Below are 16146 nucleotides of genomic sequence, written 5' to 3'. Positions count from 1 at the left end.
GGTGGTGCGAAATAAAGCGGCCAATTTCTGGCCAACGCCCTGATTCATATATGGAAAGAGTAAACAATTCTAAACAAAATTAATCATTGTGATGTAGGTCAAAAGGCTCTATATTGGCCGCGTTTTTTCACAGCTGTTACTTTTTTGTTCAATTAGTCAATTGGCGAGCCATACGAGCCCCGGTTGAAGGAGAGATATGATGACGGATAAAGTCCGTATTGATAGTTTTGGTGCCAATGCATTCAACGGAAATAACGACGCATTCTTAGCCCGTCAGGCTGAGTTTGAATCTAACGTCAGGAGTTACCCGCGCAAATTGCCTTTAGCCATTGCTAAAGCCCATGGCGTGTGGATCACAGATGTTGAGAATAAACAATATCTTGACTGTCTGGCTGGCGCAGGGACGCTGGCACTGGGTCACAACCATCCTGATGTTCTCCAGAGCATTCAAAATGTCATTACCAGCGGCTTGCCGTTACATACTCTTGATCTGACTACACCACTGAAAGATCAGTTCTCTGAATCTCTGCTCTCGCTGCTGCCAGGCCAGGGTAAAGATTATTGCCTGCAGTTCACCGGCCCTTCCGGTGCCGATGCTGTTGAAGCCGCGCTGAAACTGGCGAAGAAAGCCACTGGCCGTAGCGGCGTGATCAGCTTCTCTGGCGGTTACCATGGTATGACGCACGGCGCGCTGTCCGTCACCGGTAACCTTGCACCTAAAGAAGCGGTTGATGGCCTGATGCCAGAAGTGCAGTTCATGCCTTACCCGCATCAGTATCGTTGCCCGCTGGGGATCGGTGGTGAAGCTGGCGTAAAAGCGCTGACCTACTACTTCGACAACCTGATCAACGACGTGGAAAGCGGTGTGCGCAAGCCTGCGGCCGTGATTCTCGAAGCCGTTCAGGGCGAAGGCGGCGTGAATCCAGCACCGGCGGAGTGGTTGCAGCGCATCCGTAAAGTGACGCAGGAACACGGCATTCTGCTGATCCTCGACGAAGTTCAGGCTGGCTTTGCCCGCACCGGTAAATTCTTCGCCTTTGAACACGCAGGTATCGAGCCTGATATTATCGTGATGTCAAAAGCCGTTGGCGGCGGTCTGCCACTGGCTGTACTGGGCATCAAAAAGCAGTTCGACGTTTGGTCGCCAGGTCATCACACCGGCACCTTCCGTGGCAACCAGCTGGCGATGGCTACCGGCCTGACTACTCTGAAAATCCTGAAAGAGCAGGATATCGCGGGCAAAGTTGCCGCGCAGGGTGAATGGCTGAAACAGCAGCTGACTGCAATGCAGAAACGCTTCCCAGTCATTGGTCATGTTCGTGGCCTCGGTATGATGATCGGTATTGAGATTGTTAAACCAAACGAAGCGGCCGATCACATGGGCAGTTTCCCGGCTGACGGCGAGCTCTCTGCGCTGCTGCAGAAGAAGTGCTTCGAAGCAGGTCTGATTTTGGAGCGCGGTGGCCGTCATGGCGCAGTATTGCGTCTGCTGCCTTCACTGCTGATCACCAACGATGAGTTGGCGATTTTCCTGGATAAATTTGAGCAGGCGCTGATTGGCGCTGGCGTCAAACCTGTTTGATTGGAAGAGTAAATGTCTGAAGTAAACCCGATTCTGGCCGCCTCTGCACAGAGCATTGAGGCGTACCAGCAGGCGATTGCCCAAAGCAGCGCCGCGGTTGTGCAGTGGCTGCAACAGCCTGAGATGTATCAAGGCAAAACCGTTGCCGAACTGCGCGAGCGTATCACGCTCGACTTCAATCCAAACGGCCTGGGTAACCAGGCCGCGATTGAACGCGCGATTGAATATTTCCTGAAAGACAGTCTTTCAGTGCATCACCCACAATGTGTGGCGCATCTGCACTGCCCTAGCCTGGTGGTAAGCCAGGCGGCAGAAGTGCTGATTAATGCTACCAACCAGAGTATGGATTCGTGGGATCAGAGCCCTTCTGCCACCATCATTGAGATCAAATTGATCGAATGGCTGCGTGCGCAAGTGGGTTATCCGGCTGGCGACGCCGGTGTCTTCACCAGCGGCGGCACCCAGAGCAACTTAATGGGCTTGATGCTGGCACGCGATGCGTTCTATCAGCGCCAGGGTCACTCGGTGCAGCAGCACGGTATCACCGGCGATCTGCGTAAGATCAAAGTGCTGTGCTCTGAAAATGCGCACTTCTCGGTACAGAAGAATATGGCGCTGCTCGGTCACGGCTATCAGTCTGTGGTGCAAGTCAAGTCTGATCAATACGCCCGTATGGATGTGTTAGACCTGAAAGCCAAGCTGGCGCAGGCCGAAGCTAACGGCGAACAGATACTGGCGATCGTGGCGACTGCTGGTACCACCGATGCCGGTGCGATCGATCCGCTGCGTGAAATTGCCGGAATTGCTGCTGAGCACAACATCTGGGTACACGTCGATGCAGCATGGGGCGGCGCACTGCTGCTGTCCGAGAAGTATCGCGACTACCTCGATGGCCTTGAGCTCGTCGATTCTGTCACGCTGGACTTCCACAAACAGTATTTCCAGACCATCAGCTGCGGTGCGTTCCTGCTGAAAGATGAGCGTCATTACGAGCTGATGCGCTATCAGGCGGCTTACCTGAACTCTGAGTTTGATGAAGAGGCAGGCGTGCCAAACCTGGTATCCAAATCTCTGCAGACCACGCGTCGTTTCGATGCGCTGAAACTGTGGATGGGCCTGGAAGCGCTGGGTCAGAAACAGTATGCCGCCATCATCGATCATGGTGTCACACTGGCGCAGGACGTGGCGAAGTTTGTCACCTCTGAACCACGTCTCGAGCTGGTGATGCAGCCTCAGTTGGCCAGCGTGCTGTTCCGCTATCGTCCAGAGCAACTGACCGACACCGCTCAGATTGCCCTGTTCAATCAGCGTATCGGCGATGCACTGCTTGATTCAGGCCGCGCCAACGTCGGTGTAACCGAGAATCAGGGCGTGACCTGCCTGAAGCTGACATTGCTCAACCCAACCGTGACGCTGGAGGATGTTAAAGTCCTGCTGGCACTGGTTGAGAAAACGGCGAATCAGTTGCTGAACGCGTAATCGCATTTGCTACAAAAAGCCGATAACTGGCAACGGTTATCGGCTTTTTTATTGGCTTTCATAGACGTCGTCATGAATGATGACGCTATTAAGCCACAAGCGGAATTACTGTGGAATGCGCGCAATGACCTTAATTTCAAAATCAAAACCCGCCAACCAGTTAACGCCAACCGCGGTCCAGTTTGGATAAGGTGGTTCACCAAAAAAGCGCAGTCGTACCTCATTTACCGTTGCGAACTGCTTTTCCGGATCGGTATGAAACGAAGTGACATCAACCACATCATCCAGGCTACAACCCGCCGCTTTCAGCACGGCTTGCAGATTTTCGAACGCCAGATTGACCTGGCGCGCAAAATCGGGCTCCGCTGAACCGTCTTCGCGGCTGCCCACTTGACCAGAAACAAACAGTAAATCGCCAGAACGTATCGCTGCCGAATAACTGTTTATCTCATACAAAGCTTGTCTCCCTGCTGGAAATATCGCCTCGCGTTTGCTCATAATCTCTCTCCTGATGGGAAATAATCTGTTAGCCGGTGAGCGACACCGGAAGTGCTTTTACATACGCCGCGTATGTATTACTATGGATAACATACACGGCGTATGTCAACACTATTTCGAGAGGGCAATATGGCAGTCAGACGGCGAGCGCAACAGGTAGAAGAGACGCGTGGCAAACTTATCGAAGCGGCACGACGGGCTTTTGCGGAAAAAGGCTATAGCGCTGCATCAATGGATGACTTAACCGCAGAAGTCGGTCTAACCCGTGGTGCGCTTTATCATAATTTTGGCGACAAAAAAGGCTTATTGCAGGCAGTTATCGACCAAATCGATGCAGAAATACTCAGCCAGATGCGTGCTGCCGGACAACAATTTACCTCGAGATGGCATGCATTCCTCGCCGAAGCTATTACCTATATTGAGATGTCGCTCGAGCCAGAAGTACAACGCATCATGCTGCTGGATGGCCCGGCGGTGTTAGGCGATCCCTCGCAATGGCCGAATCAAAGTGCGTGCTTGCGCACTACCGCAGATATGCTGGCGCTGCTGATTGAAGAAGGGACAGTAAAAGCGGTCGATACGGAAGCTGCGGCGCAACTGGTCAACGGCGCCGCACTGAATGCGGCGCTATGGATAGCGGCCTCAAATGAGCCGGTCGCGGCTTTGCCGCGTGCCGTGGACGCTTTCCGTCTGCTGATGTCCGGGTTGCTGGTTAACCCGGAAGCGGCTGGGCATTAAGCTCGCGCACATAATCCAGAAACGCCTGCAGCGGCGCCGGGATTAATCGACGATCGTTGTAATAGAGCCACAGGCCGGAAAAGCTGTGCCACCATTCCGGCAAAATCGGTTGTAGTCTGCCATCACTCAGCGCCGGTTTGAGCCAATCCTCGAACAGATACACCACGCCGCACCCAGCAATCGCTGCTTCCACCGTGAGATCCATCGCCGCACCGATACTACAAATCAGCGGCCCTTTCGGTTGCAAGCGCACAGTGTCCTCGCCGCAGGTGAATTCCCACTCGGCGATCACGCCCGTCGCATAGCGTCCGTGCAAGCAGCGATGCTGAATCAGGTCGCGCGGATGTTGCGGCGAGCCGAACGTCGCCAGATAAGCGGGTGCAGCCGCCAAAGCAAAGCGCTGGGTGCGCGGGCCAATTGGCAGCGCGACCATGTCCTGCTCCAGATGATCGTCGTAACGAATGCCAGCATCACAGCTGTCGCGGAACACATCCTGCACATTGCTTTCCGCCACCACTTCCAGCTGGATATCCGGATAGCGTTGCAGAAATCCCGGCACTATCGCCGGTAACACGATGCGCGCCGCACTGACCGGCACATTCAAACGTAAGGTGCCACCCGGCGTATCCCGGAAATTATTCAATGCATCAAGTGCCGCATCCACTTCGTTCATCGCCGGCAGCAGACGCGACATCAGCGCCCTGCCGGCTTCCGTTAACGCCACTGTGCGCGTGGTGCGGTTAAAAAGTCGCACGCCAAGCTGCTCTTCAGCCCGCCGTACCGCATCACTCAAGCGTGACGGATTGCTACCGGTCATGCGCGCTGCCTCACGAAAGCCTCCGGCTTTTGCCACCGCGACTACCGCGTGTAGCAGAGCTATATCTACTGCCATTGTTCGTCATCTCGCACAATGTGTCCCGATTTGCACGGATAGTTGCACAGCTGTTTGGCGATTACAATCTAACCACACACTGATGAAGGAGTTTCCCATGTCTTATCCAGTATTGACTTACACGCTTGGCGATCGCCAGGTGGCTCGTCTTGGTTACGGTGCCATGCAGCTTGCAGGTCCCGGTGTATTTGGTCCGCCAAAAGATGAAGCTCGCGCTTTGCAGGTGCTGCGTGATGCTGTCGCAGCAGGCGTAAACCATATTGATACCAGCGATTTTTATGGCCCGCACATCACCAATCAGCTGATTAAACAAGCGCTGTATCCTTACGCAGAGGATCTGGTGATCGTCAGCAAAGTGGGCGCACGTCGTGACGAAAAAGGGGGCTGGAAGCCCGCGTTTACCCCGGAGGCGCTGACACAGGCGGTGGAAGATAACCTGCGTAATCTGGGACTTGAAGTGATGGAAGTCGTGAATCTGCGTTCAATGTTAGACGTGTATGGACCGAAAGAAGGATCGCTGGAGCCGCAGGTTGAAGCGATGATCAAGTTGAAAGAGCGCGGTCTGATTCGTCACATTGGTCTAAGCAACGTTACCGCCAAACAGGTAGCCGAAGCACAAGCCATGACACCTATCGCCTGCGTGCAAAACCTGTACAATCTGGCCAATCGGCAGGATGAGGCGCTGCTCGACCAACTGGCAGCACAAGGCATTCCCTACGTGCCGTTCTTTCCGCTCGGTGGGTTTTCACCGCTGCAATCAGATCAGTTGAGCGACGTGGCGAAGGAACTCAGCGCGACGCCGTTACAGGTAGCGCTGGCCTGGCTGCTGCAGCGTTCGCCCAACATTCTGCTGATTCCGGGGACTTCATCGCCAGAGCACCTGAAGCAGAACCTTGCAAGCGCTGAAGTGAAACTTACGCCTGAAATCGTGCAACGGTTAAATAGCATCGCTCAACCCTAAGCGCAGGCGGTCGCCAGGCATGGCGACCACCTCTTAAATGATCCTCATCTCCGCCAAACACCCTTTCAGCGTACCAAACGCATCCTGACACTGCTTTTCATTGACACAGGCAAAACCCAGCAGCAATCCGCGCCGTTCTTGCGGATGCATATAATATTGCGATAGCGGTCGCACCTTCACGCCGCGCCTCAGCGCCAGCGCGGCCACCGCCACATCATCACAGCCAGCAGGCAAATTCATCACTAAATGCAATCCTGCCTCGTGATTGGCTAGTGGCAAAAAAGCGTTTCCGAGGTAGCGTTCAATCAGGCTGATCATAAAGCGCCGCCGCTGGCTGTAGAGCTTACGCATCCGGCGAATGTGCGACATGTAATGCCCTTTCTGAATGAACTCTGCCAGCGCACGCTGCACCAGCAGATGACCGCCGCGATACAGTTCCGCAGCCGCCACGCGCAGCGGTTGCGCCAGGGCTTTTGGCACCACCAAATAACCGAGGCGTAAAGCGGGATAAAGTGTCTTGCTGAAGGTGCCCATATAAATCACCGGCGCATCCGGTTCAAATCCTTGCAGTGAAGGGAACGGCTGACCAGAAAAACGAAATTCGCTGTCGTAATCGTCTTCCACTAGCCAGGTTTTATGCTTGCGCGCCAGATCAAGAAGTTGTTTGCGGCGTTCCAGACTAAGATGTACGCCGAGAGGATATTGGTGTGACGGTGTCACGAAAATCATTTTCGGCGCACGACTGCGCGGCGGTAAATCAGGGATCAATCCCTGCTCATCCACTGAAATCGCGTTGATTTTCAGACCATTAATGCGCAATAAATTTCGCGTCCCCCAATAACCAGGCTCTTCGATCCACACCTGATCGCCCGGATCGCACAACACGCGTGAAACCAAATCGACCGCCTGATGAACGCCTTCGGTGATGATGATTTGATCGGCATCAGCGCGCACCGAGCGCGCCACGCTGAGGTACTCCGCTAACGCTGCACGCAGCTGCGCACAGCCGCCGTTGCTGCTGTAAATCAGCCGTTCAATATCCGGCTCGCGATTCAAACGCGCCTGAATTTGGCTGAACAACTTATGTGGAAACTGCGTGACATCGGGCGCGCCTGGCACGAATGCGCCCCACTGATACGGCGACGCGTTCGCATGACCGAGCAGAGACGCACCGCGTTTAGATAAGGCAGCCGGTTTTGCCACCAGCGGTGCCATTTCCGGGCCATTACGTGGCGTGGTGAGCGAGCCTTCGGGAAGATTTTCGGCGATCCATGTGCCGCTTCCAGTACGCGCTGTAACGTAACCCTGCGCGATCAAATGTTCATACACGTTCAATACCGTATTGCGTGACACCGACAACTCGCGTGCTAAATCGCGCGTGGCGGGCAATCGGGTGGCGCGCGGAAAAATCCCGTCCGCGATAGCCATTTGCATACAGCTCAGCAAACGCTGCTGCAAAGTCCCTTCCTGCATAAATTGCAGACGTTCTAATACATGATCGGCGTACAAACTTCGCAATTGGCTCCCTCCTTTTTACTGAAAGTGGCTCTGGCATCATAACTCAGCTCGGGCATAAATAAGCGTGTTTGTCGTGATTTGTAAAGACGCTTATTGCTAAGGAAAGATTATGGAAGGTAAAAACAGCCAGTTGCAGCAACGTAAAGATGACGCCCTGCCACGCGGCACCGGCAATCTGTGTCAGTGGTATGTGGATCACGCTGAGAACGCAACGCTGCGCGATGTTGAAGGTAACAGTTGGATCGATTTCGCTGGCGGTATCGCGGTGCTGAACACCGGTCATCGCCATCCGCGTATCGTGCAGGCAATGACTGAACAGTTAGCGAAATTTACCCATACCGCATTTCAGGTTACGCCTTATGAAAGCTATGTGGCGCTGGCCGAACGCCTTAATCGTATCGTGCCCATTGCCGGCAAAGTGAAAACCGCGTTCTTCTCCACCGGCGCTGAAGCAGTAGAAAATGCCGTGAAAGTGGCACGAGCCGCTACGCGTCGTCACGGCATCATCACCTTCGGCAATGCTTTCCATGGTCGTACCTTCATGACCATGGCAATGACCGGCAAAGTGGCACCCTATAAACGCGACTTCGGGCCCATGCCCGCGTCGGTATGGCATGCGCGCTATCCCAACAGCGTCACGGGCATCAGCATCGATGATGCGCTGGCAAGCTTACAGGACATCTTCACGCAGGACATCGCACCGCAGGATATTGCCGCTATCGTGCTGGAGCCGATTCAGGGTGAAGGCGGATTCCACGTTGCGCCCCCCGAGTTCATGAACCGTCTGCGTGCGCTGGCTGATGAACACGGCATTCTGCTGATTGCCGACGAAGTACAAACCGGCTTTGCCCGCACCGGCAAGTTGTTTGCGATGGATCACTATGCGGTGAAACCGGATCTTATCACCATGGCGAAAAGCCTCGCGGGCGGCATGCCCTTATCGGCAGTCAGCGGCCGCGCCGACATTATGGATGCGCCAGGTCCTGGCGGCTTGGGCGGTACTTACGCCGGTAACCCGCTGGCGATTGCCTCGGCGCACGCGGTACTTGACGTGATCGCCGACGAGAAGCTGTGTGAACGGTCTGAGCAGCTGGGCGCACAGTTGACGGCGTTCCTGCACAGCGCGCGCGCTCAGTGTTCATCCATCACCGATATTCGTGGTCTTGGCTCAATGATTGCGGTGGAGTTTGCCAGCCCGCAAATGGCGCAAACCATCCAGCAACAGGCGATGGCGCTTGGGCTGCTGCTGCTCACCTGCGGGCCACAAGGCAACGTCATCCGCTTCCTCTATCCGCTCACCATTCCTGATGCGCAGTTCGGCCAGGCGCTGGATATCCTCAGTAGCGTGCTGCGTCAACACGTCGATTCGTAGGCTTTTGCCAATCTACCCAGCTCGTACCACGGGCTGGGCTTCTCACCTGTTGTAACCCGGCTGCGCCTCGCGCTGCCTGAGAGACGCTTTGGAGAAATATTGATGAGTTCACAGAAAGCCGATGTCCTGGCGCAAGGCCTGAAGCCGCGCCATGTGCGGATGTTATCGATTGGTGGCGTTATCGGTGCCGGATTGTTTGTCGGCTCAGGTCATGCGATCGCCGAAGCCGGTCCTGCGGTACTGCTGGCCTACATTGCTGCCGGCGCGCTGGTCGTATTGATTATGCGCATGTTAGCGGAAATGGCGGTGGCATCGCCCGATTCTGGATCCTTCTCGACGTATGCCGATAAATCGCTTGGCCGTTGGGCTGGATTCACGATCGGCTGGCTTTACTGGTGGTTTTGGGTGTTGGTGATCCCGCTGGAAGCGAACGCCGCGGGCACCATTTTGCACTCGTGGTTTCCGCAAGTCGCCGTCTGGGAATACACGCTGGCAATCACCACGTTCCTCACCATTAGCAACCTGTTTAGTGTGAAGAACTACGGCGAGTTTGAATTCTGGTTCGCGTTATTAAAGGTGGTCGCGATTGTGGCGTTTCTCTGCGCGGGCAGTCTGGCAATATTTGGTTTGATGCCGGGCAGCAGCACCCAAGGCATTTCACATCTGTATGATAAAGGCTTTATGCCAAATGGCATCAGCGCGGTGCTGGCTGCGATCCTCACCACCATGTTCTCGTTTATGGGTACAGAGATTGTCACCATTGCCGCTGCGGAATCACGCGAGCCGAAGAAACAAATCACGCAGGCCACTAACTCGGTGATCTGGCGCATCGCGCTGTTCTATCTGCTGTCGATTTTCATCGTGGTAGCACTGGTGCCGTGGAATACCCCGTCGCTGATGAAAGCGGGTTCTTACCAAACGGCGATGCAGATGATGAACGTGCCGTACGCGAAGCAGATTGTTGATGTGGTGGTATTAATTGCGGTGTGTAGCTGTCTCAACTCGGCACTTTATACCGCATCACGCATGATGTATTCGCTGTCACGTCGTGAGGATGCACCGGCCATCGCGTCGCGCACCACGCGCAGCGGCACGCCGTGGGTGGCGGTATTGCTTTCAACGGCGGCGGCCTTCCTCGCGGTAATCGCCAACTATCTGGCGCCAAGCGCGGTGTTTGAGTTTCTGCTGGCGAGTTCCGGTGCGATTGCGTTGCTGGTGTATCTGGTGATCGCCGCATCCCATTTGGTGCTGCGCAAGAAGCGCGAAGCGCGCGGCGAAACCCTCAGCTATCGCATGTGGCTGTTCCCGGGCCTGACATGGGCGACGATGGTGTTCATTGTTGGCGTGTTGATTGCCATGCTGTTTAACCAACAACACCGCCCAGAGATTATCGCCACCGGCCTGTTAACGCTGGCTGTGGTTGCCGCTAGCCGCATTGTGCAACGCAAACGCGTCGCGCGTAAAAACGAGCAGATGGTAGCGTTACGTTCGTAGCAGATGCATTCCGGGCAAGGATGCCGCGGAACTTAATCGTACTGTACGTCGATGCTGATCGCCTCTTCCAGCACGTTAAGGTTAATGGCGCATTTGCGCCACACCGGCAGACCGTTGGTCATATTGTTATCCACGAAGTATTGCTGAAACGCTTTCAGCGCCTCCGAGAGATCGCCAATGGCGCGCGCATCGGGTTCAAACCAATCCGGTTCACCGTTTTCATCGATGTAATCGAACTGAAACTGCCCGCCATCATCGTCCGCAAACAATTCGGCCTGGACGATCAATTCCCGCGCACCTTCTGGCCCACAGCTAAAGATAATCTGGCCGATACGGCGATAAAGGTCTTCGTATTGCATAGGTGTTGGGTTCCTCAATTAAATAAATGACGCGCAATAATTTGCGCAGCCACAAGATGAATGCACGTTCCCCTAACGGCGCGATTCATCGCGCAATGAATGACACGAATATTGACTTTAGTTCGCATGATAAGAGAATGAGGCTCTTCGAACAGAAAGTTGCAAGAAAGGGAGTTTATCATAGCCTGTTCACATCGTTTTACCCGGGTCAAAAACGTCAGGAAATCCGCTGCGTTGATGGCTATGGCCGTCGCCCTCTCACTCGTCAGTTGCTCCTCGCCGCCGCCAAAATCGCTGGTGACGCCGATGCCGCCGGTAACGAAACCACCAATGCCCACTAAACCGACGCTGAGCAAAGAACCGGTGCGCGGCGTGTGGCTGACGACGGTTTCGCGCCTCGATTGGCCGCCAATCAATTCAGTGAATGCCAGCCCGGCAACCCGCATCCATCAACAGCAACAAGCGTTGACTGATAAGCTGGATAATTTGCAACGTCTCGGTATCAACACCGTTTTTTTCCAGGTGAAGCCCGATGGCACCGCGCTGTGGCGTTCAAGCATCCTACCGTGGTCAGATATGATGACCGGTAAAATCGGTCAGGATCCCGGCTACGATCCGCTGAAATTTATGCTGGATGAGGCACACAAGCGCGGCATGAAAGTGCATGCGTGGTTCAATCCCTATCGCGTATCGACCAACGTCAAACCTTCCACGATTAACGCGTTGAATAACACGTTAGCGCTGCAACCGGCCAGCGTGTTTGTACTGCATCGCGATTGGATTCGCACTGCCAGCGATCGCTTCGTGCTCGATCCCGGCATTCCTGCTGCGCGTGACTGGATCACTAGCATCGTCGCCGAAGTGGTGTCGCATTATCCGATCGACGGTGTGCAGTTTGATGACTATTTTTATACCGAAACGCCGGGTTCAACCCTCAACGACAACGCCACCTTCCGCCAATATGGCCAGGGCTTTGCCTCGAAAGCCGACTGGCGGCGCAACAATACGCTGCTGTTAATCGAGCAGGTGTCGCGCACTATCAAGCAGCTGAATCCCAACGTTGAATTCGGCGTCAGCCCCGCGGGCGTGTGGCGCAATCGTTCGCATGATGCGGCGGGTTCTGACACGCGCGGTGCAGCTGCCTACGATGAAGCGTATGCCGATACGCGTCGCTGGGTGCAAATGGGCCTGCTTGATTACATCGCGCCGCAGCTTTACTGGCCGTTTGCGCGCCAGGCCGCACGGTACGACGTGTTAGCCAACTGGTGGGCGGAGGTGGTGAAACAAACGCACACGCGGCTCTACATTGGCGTCGCGCTGTATAAAATCGGTGAAGCGTCGAAAAGCGAGCCAGACTGGACGGTCAATGGCGGCGTGCCGGAGCTTAAAAAGCAGCTCGATCTTAATGAGTCGCTACCGCAAATTAACGGCACCATTTTGTTCCGCGAGAATTACCTTAATCAGCCGCAAACCCAGGACGCGGTAAATTATTTGCGGAGCCGCTGGGGCAATTAACGCTGCATACCCTCTTGCGGCGCGATTTATCACGCAATACATTGCGCCGCTACAAAACATGCAGATTAAGCCAGTAACGCTTCACTCTGCATTAACGCAAAAAACGACTCCAGCTCACGCAGCATCATAGAAGCGGCAATTGAAAGTTGCCGCTGCGGCGCAACGCACAGCGACAGCGTAAACGGCTTTAGCACGGTGTCGATCAGCGGGATAAATTTCAGTTCGCCACGTCGATACTCATCCACAATATCCAGCCAGCACATCAAGCTAATTCCTACGTCATCGCGCACCAGCGAGCGCAGCATATGAATATTATTGGTACGCGCCACCTCATTGATCTTAATCCCCGAACTGTTTATCAGTGCTTCAAGCGGGTCGGCAAGCATCAAGGGGGCAGCGGGCACGATAAACGGCCACGATTCGCAGTGGCTAAAACGAATGGATTCCAGATTGGCCAGCGGATGCTGGCTGCTCACCACAATGCCGAGACGCAGATCGGCAAACGACTTCACCAGCAGTTCGCGGGAGCTTTGGGGGTTGAGCATGATGCCGAAGTCCGCATCGCCCGACGCCAATGCGTTGGCGATATGGATGTTACTCATGGTGGTCAAGGTGAAGGAGATGCCCGGATATTCAGCGCGAATACGTTGCAATATCGACGAGAAGAATCCGCGGTTAATGGCATCAATGGTGGCGATATGCACGTGGCCATGGCGGAGGCCGCGCAGATCGTCCAGTTGCGTACAGACGCGGCCAAAGTCGCGCTGCCAGTTTTTTGCGGCATTCAGCAAGATCTCGCCGGCGGCGGTCATACGTAATCCTGATGGATGGCGCTCAAACAGCGGCATATCCAATTGCTCCTCGACCCGCAAAATCTGCCGGTCGATCGATGATGCGGAGACATGTAGCACCTCAGAAGCCTTGCGCAGCGAACCCTGGCGGGCCACTTCAGTGAAATAGAGTAGAAATCGGGAGAAGGCGAACATAAGGGGTGCTCTCTTTTTTGCAACGCATCATGCGAATTAAACAGATGGACGCTTACACATGAGCAAAATAATAATCGCTGCCATGATAAAAACAAGGGTTTACGCGGCCTTGTCGCTGCTGATATCCCTGTTCAGGCAGACAGATGATGAAATCTACCGAACTCGCCGTCACCGTCATCGCAAAGCAGTTCAACGGTGCAGGCAATGTGTTACTCACGCTGGCGAGTCGCCGCGACCAACCGCTCCCCGACTTTACGCCCGGCGCGCATATCGATGTGCTTATTCCCGACTGCGGTAAACGCCAGTATTCGCTTTGTTCAGCGCCGGATAATGCCGATGGTTACCAAATCTGCGTGCGACTTGATGCGCGATCAACCGGCGGATCACGCTGGTTGCATCAGCAGCTGGCTTTGGGCGATGCCTTACACATCTCCGCACCGCGCAACCACTTCCCGCTGCCGCAGGCACCGCGAACGCTGCTGTTTGCCGCAGGGATTGGCTTAACGCCGCTGTTGATAATGGCCGAAGCGCTGGCGGCACGTCAGGCGGATTTCACCCTGCACATCTACCTGAAGCGCGCCGACGAACTGGCTTTCAGCGAACGCCTAAGCAGACTTGGCGATCACGCCATCATTCATTTCAGCAGCGAAGGCGACAGCCTGCGCCAGCATGTTCCCGACGATCTCACTCAGCCACAAAACAGCGTGTTAATGTCCTGCGGCCCGGCGGGCTTTATGGATCATCTGCAGCAATTGGCATTGCAGTACGGCTGGCAGGCCGATCAGTTGCACAGTGAACGCTTCAAACCCACCACAACGCTGATTACTGGCGGTGCATTTGCAGTAGAGATCGCCTCTAGCGGCGCACGCTTTATCGTGGGCGCGGAACAAAGTATTGCCGAGGTGCTGGAAGATGCAGGAATTGACATCGAACTCTCGTGCGAACAAGGCATGTGCGGTGCCTGTATCACCGGCGTATTGGCGGGCGAACCGGATCATCGTGACGATGTACTAAGCCAGCAAGAGCGCGCGGCCAATGATTGCATTGTGCTGTGCTGCTCGCGCGCCCGCTCCCCGCTGCTGGTTCTGGATCTATGAGCGGCTATCCGGGTGCGACTGGCGCACGTTTACCCCGTTGGCTGCTGCCAGAGAACTGGCCTGTTACCCACAATCAACCACAGCTGGCGACCTTACATTTTCATGCTGCTGGCCTGCAATTCGAACCCGACAACGCAGAATTACCGGCTAATTATCTGCCGCTAAAGGGTGCGCTGGTGCTGCCCGCGTTTATCGAGCCGCATGCACATCTGGATAAAACCTTCACCTTTGAGCGCAGCCCGGCGCAGCAGCCTGGATTGCTGGCGGCAATTACCGCGATGCATCAGGACCGCGCGCACTGGAACGCAGAGGATCTGCAACTGCGCGCCACGCGGGCGCTGCAGTGGGCGGTTGAAGCCGGTGTCGGCTTGCTGCGCACCCATATCGACTGGTTCTCCGTCGATGCACCATTAGCGTGGCAAGTGATTGGCGATCTGCACCATCCGTTGTGCAGCATTGAGCGCGTGGCACTCGCGCCGCTCAGTTTCTTCGCCGATGCCAGGGATGCGCAGCATATTGCCGCGCAGGTGGCGACCAGCGGTCCCGGCGCACTGCTGGGCGGCTTTATTCACAGCAGCAACTGGGACGCGCAGGCGTTTCAGCATCTGCTGGACGCCGCAGAACAGTGGCAGCTGGATATCGATCTGCATATTGATGAAGAACTTAGCGTCGAAGCGCAGGGATTACGCTGGCTGGCGCGCTATTTGCAGCAGCATCCATTTAGCGGCGCGATTACCTGCAGCCACAGTTGTGCGTTATCGCAGCAGGACGATGCGGAACAGATTCTTGCCGTGCTGGCGCAGTACAACGTCACGCTAATTGCACTGCCGCTCACCAACCTGTTGCTACAGGATGCAGTGCCAGGCCGCACGCCGCGTCTGCGCGGTTTAACGCTGGTGAAAGAGGCGCAGGCGCATGGCATTCCGCTGCTGCTCGGCGCTGACAATGTGCAGGATGCGTTCTGCCCGTTTGGCAGCTATGACCCGCTTGATACGCTGTTTAGCGGTTTGTTGAGCCTGCAACTGGGCGCGGCATTTGATGAGGCCTCCGCGCTGATATGCCAACGCCGCGCGCTGCTGGCTAATGATGTCGTGATTTTTCCGGATGCCGATGTGGCGAGTTGGCCGTTGCGTCAACGTCAGCGCTATCGGTTGAAAAAGGGTGTGCGTTATGGAGAAACAACAAATGGCGCTTGATGAAGGCGCGGGAAAACCGCTGGCGAAATATGCTGCGTGGCGACGCGCGGGCGATTTCATTTTTCTCTCCGGCATTATTCCGGTGAATCCGCAAACCGCCACCATTGTGCGTGGCTACGACGACATTCCTGCCGCGGCACAGCGACTGCTCGGGCGGAGCGGCGAGTTCTCCACCGACATTAAAGAAGGCCCGATTCTGGCGCAGAGTTGGTACGTGCTGGAGAGCATCCGCACCACCATTGAAAGCGCGGGCGGCCAGATGAGCGACGTGTTCAAGCTGGTGCAGTACTTCCGCAATCTCGATCACTTCCCCCATTACAGCCGGGTGCGTAAGCAATTTTTCCCCGCTGAGCCGCCGGTTTCAACCGTGGTGCAGGTGAGCGAAATGTTGCCGAGTCCGGACGTCTTAATTGAAGTTGAAGCCACGGCGTGGTTGCCGCAATAACACGAGGAGTTGAA

The 16146-nt window shown here is 55.4% G+C and carries 16 protein-coding genes; 11 read left to right on the top strand and 5 right to left on the bottom strand.

The window, feature by feature from the left end:
- The first annotated feature begins 196 nt into the window (after positions 1 to 196).
- Positions 197 to 1582, top strand: coding sequence for a diaminobutyrate--2-oxoglutarate transaminase (locus AC6I8K_RS20475; RefSeq protein WP_064740068.1), 1386 nt, complete (start codon positions 197 to 199; stop codon positions 1580 to 1582).
- 12 nt (positions 1583 to 1594) lie between these two features.
- Positions 1595 to 3061, top strand: a complete 1467-nt coding sequence (locus tag AC6I8K_RS20470; protein WP_497827448.1) for a pyridoxal phosphate-dependent decarboxylase family protein — start codon at positions 1595 to 1597, stop codon at positions 3059 to 3061.
- A 105-nt stretch (positions 3062 to 3166) separates the two neighbouring features.
- Here the strand turns inward: AC6I8K_RS20470 and AC6I8K_RS20465 are convergent, their stop codons facing one another.
- On the bottom strand, positions 3167 to 3559 hold the full coding sequence (locus AC6I8K_RS20465) for a RidA family protein (RefSeq protein WP_064740070.1): 393 nt from the start codon (positions 3557 to 3559) through the stop codon (positions 3167 to 3169).
- 129 nt (positions 3560 to 3688) lie between these two features.
- Here AC6I8K_RS20465 and AC6I8K_RS20460 point away from each other — a divergent pair, with 129 nt between their 5' ends.
- Complete coding sequence (locus tag AC6I8K_RS20460) at positions 3689 to 4297, top strand: TetR/AcrR family transcriptional regulator (RefSeq protein WP_064740071.1); 609 nt, start codon at positions 3689 to 3691, stop codon at positions 4295 to 4297.
- Here the strand turns inward: AC6I8K_RS20460 and AC6I8K_RS20455 are convergent.
- Positions 4272 to 5189 (bottom strand): LysR substrate-binding domain-containing protein, encoded by a 918-nt coding sequence (locus tag AC6I8K_RS20455; protein ID WP_497827447.1) that lies wholly within the window; start codon positions 5187 to 5189, stop codon positions 4272 to 4274. The two genes, AC6I8K_RS20460 and AC6I8K_RS20455, sit on opposite strands and share 26 nt — an antisense overlap.
- Positions 5190 to 5286: 97 nt before the next feature.
- On the opposite strand from AC6I8K_RS20455, the gene AC6I8K_RS20450 reads away from it, so the two are divergent.
- Entirely contained in the window at positions 5287 to 6150 is an 864-nt protein-coding gene (locus AC6I8K_RS20450; protein WP_497827446.1) for an aldo/keto reductase family oxidoreductase, read from the top strand.
- A 33-nt stretch (positions 6151 to 6183) separates the two neighbouring features.
- Here AC6I8K_RS20450 and pdxR read toward each other — a convergent pair whose 3' ends face one another.
- Positions 6184 to 7668, bottom strand: a complete 1485-nt coding sequence (gene pdxR, locus AC6I8K_RS20445; RefSeq protein ID WP_497827445.1) for a MocR-like pyridoxine biosynthesis transcription factor PdxR — start codon at positions 7666 to 7668, stop codon at positions 6184 to 6186.
- A 109-nt stretch (positions 7669 to 7777) separates the two neighbouring features.
- Here pdxR and gabT point away from each other — a divergent pair, with 109 nt between their 5' ends.
- Both gabT and gabP read left to right on the top strand, forming a co-directional pair.
- Complete coding sequence (gene gabT / locus AC6I8K_RS20440; RefSeq protein ID WP_497827444.1) at positions 7778 to 9040, top strand: 4-aminobutyrate--2-oxoglutarate transaminase; 1263 nt, start codon at positions 7778 to 7780, stop codon at positions 9038 to 9040.
- Positions 9041 to 9142: 102 nt separating this feature from the next.
- Positions 9143 to 10534: a GABA permease gene (gabP, locus tag AC6I8K_RS20435; RefSeq protein WP_483818457.1), complete on the top strand. Its 1392-nt coding sequence runs from the start codon at positions 9143 to 9145 to the stop codon at positions 10532 to 10534.
- A gap of 32 nt (positions 10535 to 10566) precedes the next feature.
- On the opposite strand, the gene AC6I8K_RS20430 is transcribed toward gabP, so the two are convergent.
- Positions 10567 to 10893 carry a hypothetical protein gene (locus AC6I8K_RS20430; RefSeq protein ID WP_064740076.1) on the bottom strand — a complete coding sequence of 109 codons (327 nt, stop codon included), beginning with the start codon at positions 10891 to 10893 and terminating at the stop codon, positions 10567 to 10569.
- Between the two features lie 56 nt (positions 10894 to 10949).
- On the opposite strand from AC6I8K_RS20430, the gene AC6I8K_RS20425 reads away from it, so the two are divergent.
- Both AC6I8K_RS20425 and AC6I8K_RS20420 read left to right on the top strand, forming a co-directional pair.
- Complete coding sequence (locus AC6I8K_RS20425; RefSeq protein ID WP_497827679.1) at positions 10950 to 11234, top strand: hypothetical protein; 285 nt, start codon at positions 10950 to 10952, stop codon at positions 11232 to 11234.
- Complete coding sequence (locus AC6I8K_RS20420; RefSeq protein WP_497827443.1) at positions 11131 to 12408, top strand: glycoside hydrolase family 10-like protein; 1278 nt, start codon at positions 11131 to 11133, stop codon at positions 12406 to 12408. The genes AC6I8K_RS20425 and AC6I8K_RS20420 overlap by 104 nt, the downstream gene beginning before the upstream one ends.
- 65 nt (positions 12409 to 12473) lie before the next feature.
- Here AC6I8K_RS20420 and AC6I8K_RS20415 read toward each other — a convergent pair whose 3' ends face one another.
- Positions 12474 to 13394, bottom strand: a complete 921-nt coding sequence (locus tag AC6I8K_RS20415) for a LysR family transcriptional regulator (RefSeq protein WP_497827442.1) — start codon at positions 13392 to 13394, stop codon at positions 12474 to 12476.
- A gap of 146 nt (positions 13395 to 13540) precedes the next feature.
- Here AC6I8K_RS20415 and AC6I8K_RS20410 point away from each other — a divergent pair, with 146 nt between their 5' ends.
- The 3 genes from AC6I8K_RS20410 to AC6I8K_RS20400 are packed head-to-tail and all read left to right on the top strand — an operon-like array spanning position 13541 to position 16132.
- Positions 13541 to 14491: a PDR/VanB family oxidoreductase gene (locus AC6I8K_RS20410; protein ID WP_483818513.1), complete on the top strand. Its 951-nt coding sequence runs from the start codon at positions 13541 to 13543 to the stop codon at positions 14489 to 14491.
- Entirely contained in the window at positions 14488 to 15687 is a 1200-nt protein-coding gene (locus AC6I8K_RS20405) for an amidohydrolase family protein (protein WP_497827441.1), read from the top strand. Before AC6I8K_RS20410 ends, AC6I8K_RS20405 begins: the two co-directional genes overlap by 4 nt.
- On the top strand, positions 15677 to 16132 hold the full coding sequence (locus tag AC6I8K_RS20400; RefSeq protein WP_483818514.1) for a RidA family protein: 456 nt from the start codon (positions 15677 to 15679) through the stop codon (positions 16130 to 16132). Before AC6I8K_RS20405 ends, AC6I8K_RS20400 begins: the two co-directional genes overlap by 11 nt.
- Positions 16133 to 16146 lie beyond the last annotated feature (14 nt).

It is taken from the genome of Pantoea sp. X-Soil-ISGK-421, from assembly GCF_059730785.1.
This window is presented reverse-complemented; position numbering and strand designations above follow the sequence as displayed.